Source organism: Streptococcus sp. WM07 (assembly GCF_004570525.1).
Taxonomy (GTDB): domain Bacteria; phylum Bacillota; class Bacilli; order Lactobacillales; family Streptococcaceae; genus Streptococcus.
Genome location: NZ_SPPZ01000085.1, coordinates 1 through 4,091, shown reverse-complemented (window position 1 = coordinate 4,091; position 4,091 = coordinate 1). Strand labels below are relative to the sequence as shown.

At 39.7% G+C, this 4,091-nt stretch carries 4 protein-coding genes, 2 tRNA genes and 2 pseudogenes; all 8 read left to right on the top strand.

Going from position 1 to position 4,091, the window contains the following annotated elements; all coding sequences use genetic code 11:
- The first annotated feature begins 32 nt into the window (after positions 1-32).
- Positions 33-106 (top strand) — tRNA-Arg (locus E4T71_RS08235).
- Between the two features lie 52 nt (positions 107-158).
- Positions 159-232, top strand: a tRNA-Pro gene (locus E4T71_RS08230).
- A 708-nt stretch (positions 233-940) separates the two neighbouring features.
- Positions 941-1,588 carry an HAD family phosphatase gene (locus E4T71_RS08225; protein WP_135038837.1) on the top strand — a complete coding sequence of 216 codons (648 nt, stop codon included), beginning with the start codon at positions 941-943 and terminating at the stop codon, positions 1,586-1,588.
- Between the two features lie 63 nt (positions 1,589-1,651).
- On the top strand, positions 1,652-1,867 hold the full coding sequence (locus E4T71_RS08220) for an acyl carrier protein (RefSeq protein ID WP_135038835.1): 216 nt from the start codon (positions 1,652-1,654) through the stop codon (positions 1,865-1,867).
- 251 nt (positions 1,868-2,118) lie between these two features.
- Positions 2,119-3,414, top strand: coding sequence for a hypothetical protein (locus E4T71_RS08215; protein WP_135038833.1), 1,296 nt, complete (start codon positions 2,119-2,121; stop codon positions 3,412-3,414).
- Between the two features lie 4 nt (positions 3,415-3,418).
- Positions 3,419-3,805, top strand: coding sequence for a VOC family protein (locus tag E4T71_RS08210; protein ID WP_135038831.1), 387 nt, complete (start codon positions 3,419-3,421; stop codon positions 3,803-3,805).
- A pseudogene (locus tag E4T71_RS08205) lies at positions 3,802-3,969 on the top strand (GNAT family N-acetyltransferase); the annotation flags it as partial. The gene E4T71_RS08210 and the pseudogene E4T71_RS08205, both read left to right, overlap by 4 nt.
- 34 nt (positions 3,970-4,003) lie before the next feature.
- Positions 4,004-4,091: pseudogene (locus E4T71_RS08200) on the top strand (IS5/IS1182 family transposase); the annotation flags it as partial.

The window sequence follows — 4,091 nt, the reverse complement described above, 5'->3', positions numbered from 1 at the left end:
GTACCGGTTCGATTCCGGTCCTCGGCAAATGAGCACCCTTAGCTCAACTGGATAGAGTACCTGACTACGAATCAGGCGGTTAGAGGTTCGACTCCTCTAGGGTGCATGTTATAGAAATAGGAATTTACAATACGAAGTAAAGACCTAAATTATATCTACGGGAAGTAGCTCAGCTTGGTAGAGTACTTGGTTTGGGACCAAGGTGTCGCAGGTTCGAATCCTGTCTTCCCGACTAGACAAGGTGACAGAAATGTCATCTTTTTTGTGTCTCCCAAACCAAGTCCAATAGCGAAGTTTAAAGCAGAGACCGAAATAAGAAGATTTGACTCCTGTTTCTAAGTTGTTTGGGACCAAGGTGTCGCTCGCACATCCACTCAGGAATTGAGTGGATGTGCATGGGAATAAAGCGAAGGAACTTCGCAACAAAATCCTGTCTTCCCGACTAGACAAGATGACAGAAATGTCATCTTTTTTTGTGTTTCCCAAATCAAGTCCAATAGCGAAGTTTAAAGCAGAGACTGAAATAAGAAGATTTGCCTCCTGTTTCTAAGTTGTTTGAGACAAAGGTGTCGCTCGCTCATCCACTCAGGAATTGAGTGGATGAGTATGGGAATAAAGCGAAGGAACTTCGCAACAAGATCCTGTCTTCCCTTAGGAGATTTGATTGTATTCTGTTTAGATGTTTTTCTGCTTGTCCTCGTATTTTTATTTTAAGACTCGGGTATAGGCAGTCTCTACTCAGACGGCCTATATGTTTCCCAAACCAAGTCCAATAGTGAAGTGAGGACGAAAGTTTGAAATAGGGAGATTTATGGAGGAGTTCTGGAATTAATACGGTTTCATTGTTTACTGATATTGCGACTGGTCTTTTATGATGGTAGGATAATATGTGTGAACTTTCATGTTCTTTTCATTATTTATTTCATAGAGAGGGATGTATATGTCTTATCAGGCTATTATTTTTGATATGGATGGAGTCTTGTTCGACACGGAGCGTTTCTATTATGAGCGTCGTGAGACTTACTTAGCAGACCAAGGGATTTCGATTGATCATTTACCGCCTGCTTATTTTATTGGTGGGAATATGAAACAAGTGTGGGAAAATATTCTAGGTGAGTCTTATGACGACTTTGATGTACCTCGTTTACAGGCCGGCTATTTGGCGCATAAGAAGAAAAACCCCTTACCATATAGTGATTTAGTTTTTCCTCAAGTGCATGCTGTTTTGCAAGGGCTAAAAGAGAAGGGCTATCCTCTTGGTCTAGCTTCTAGTTCAGTAAAAAAAGATATTGACCGTGCTCTAGAGGAATTGGAAATTCGTTCGTATTTTGATGTAGTATTGTCTGGGGAAGAGTTTCAGGAATCAAAGCCGAATCCAGAGATTTATCAAGCAGCTTGTAAAGCCTTGCAGGTTGATCCAAAGCAAACCTTAATTATTGAGGATAGTGAAAAGGGGATCCGTGCAGGAGCTCGTGCGGGAGCAGAGGTCTGGGCTATTCGAGATTACCGATTTGGCTTAGATCAAAGCCGAGCAAGTCGAACCATTGATCATCTAGGACAAATTATTCCGTTATTGGAAGTACTGTAAACTTTTGCGGTTTAAAGATTGTTGTGGTATACTTTTGCAATAATAGATGAAAAGAGGTAGCCTATGTCTACATTTGAAAAAATTCAGGCGATTATTGTGGAGGAACTAGAGGTAAATCCAGATCAGATTACATTGGAATCTAGTTTTGATGATTTAGATGTTGATTCTTTGGATTTATTCCAAGTGATTACTGCAATTGAAGATGAATTTGATGTTGAAATTAATGATGATGAAAACATCAAAAGTATTGCAGAACTTGTAGCATTTATCGAGCAATAAACCAAATCTTCTTGCCTTAGATTCTTTTCTATGGTAGAATGAGACTGTTTAGAGGAATCTTAGGAAAGCCTTCTTACAGAGAGCGGTGGGGTTGAGAAATCCGTAGAAGGAGCTGAGATGGGTTGCTAAATGCTTTTTGAGAGATAGCTAAAGTTGCGGGCGAAGCCCGAAAATGGGTGGTACCGCGGAGAAACATTCGTCCCTGTCATATAGATGACAGGGACTTCTTTGTCGTTACAAGGGGGCGCCTTATGGGGAAAAAGAAAAATAATAAAAAAGTATTGAAGCAGATGCGCCGAGAATACAAAGAGGAAAAGAAATTTCTAGACACAGAACTATCGGTAAATCATTCCATTGATTTGTTTGATGACTCTGATTTTATTATAGATGACGACGTTTTGAATTTTAAGGATATTAAAGGATTTGATGTCGAAAATTTGAATCTCAGTATTTTTGATGACTTACTGGAAAACATGCAGGAAGTTGGAGCGAATAAGGATGAGTTGGAGACAGCTGAAGTTGGCATTGCCCTTCTGCATGCTCTTCAACTGAAAGAGGGCCCAGAGAGACTTCGTGCTTTGGAAGAACTAGCCAATAAACATGTCAATAATTTTGATGCACAATGGTACTATTTATTGGATAGTCGTGAGCAATTTACCTATCAGACTGTTGAATCATACAAGCTTTTTACGGATATGATTATACAGAAACTAGACGAAGTTGGAATTCCATCTTGGAATCATCCCATAACAAGTCAGTATTTAGATGCCTTGACCTTTGTGCTGACAGTCTACTTCGAGGAAGGCTTGCTTAATTTGGCACTAGAAGTGATACACTTCCTGGAAGAATATAGCTTTGAAAAGGGGGCTCCAGCTTATTTGCCTTATTTAATTGCGAGTGTCTATTGTTCAACCTATCAACCGGAATCTGTAATAGAGATGTATATGAAAAAATTATCGAAAAATGTTTTTGATGCTGGACTAAATCTCTATAGTGTGATTGCTAGTTTAATGATGGGGAATTCAGAAAGTGCTCATGCGTTGTTCGATGATTTAGTTAGAGAAGACCCTGTATTCGCATCGTCTTTGGGGAATCCTCATTGGTTTATGAATGTTATCCACTATGATCCGGAAGGGACTGAAGGAGAAAGTGAAAATTCATTAGCCTATGTTCTCAATCCTCTAGCCTTATTTTTAGCTGATAAGGAAGTTCTTATCAATCAATTGACAGAAATGTATCTGGAATTTGAAGAGAGGCAACCCAAAAAGTCTCAAGATAGGAGAGGCAGTGGAACTCAGGAGAGTGACATAGATGTTTTATTAGACCTATTGCCTCAGAATGCTCACAAAGATCTTTTGCATCTGTTGTCGGAGCCGTCCTATGAAGGACTTCAGTTTGATAAGAAACGAATTCTATTCGATGCGGGACTTCGAAGTTTTAAAGATTTTGCAAAAAAGACAGAGAAGGAAGTTTTGGCTCTTCGTGGAATTGGACCTGTAACGGTTCGGCAACTAAAAGAAAACGGAGTTGTCTTCCGAAAGAGGTGATGTCTTGTTAAATCATATCGAAATTTATGTTTCTGATTTAGCGGCTTCTCGCAGATTCTATGAATTCCTCTTAGGGAATTTGGGCTATGAGATTTATCAAGACTGGGAAGAGGGCTTCTCCTTTTTGAAGGCAGGGACTTACTTGGTATTTGTCCAAGCCCCTGACTATTTTTTACAAAAGGGGTATCATCGAACAAGAATCGGCTTGAATCATCTGGCTTTTTGGATTGATGGGCCTCTGGAAGAATGGCATCAATCTCTCTTAGGATTGGGAGTCTCCTTCCTATATGAAGATCGATATCCTTATGCAGGTGGTCAGGATTCAAAGCGACTCTACTGTTTAGATCCTGATGGTATTAAAATCGAACTTATTCAGAAAGAGGAGTACTGATGAAGATACTTGGTGAATTCGTCCGTAATCAATTGCCGGATTTAGAGACTGAACGTCTCTATCTTAGGGAACGCAAAGTTGAGGATGCGGTGGATATGTTTGCCTATGCTAGTCTGCCAGAAGTGGCTTTTAATGCTGGCTTTCCACTGATGGAAAAAATAGACTTCCTGCGAAACAAGGATATGATAAAATAGAAGCATGAATTATGAATCCAGTAAAAAACTTTCCGATTTACGCTTTAAACGCCTAGTTGGTGTTGAGAGAAGAACTTTTGACAAAATGCTAG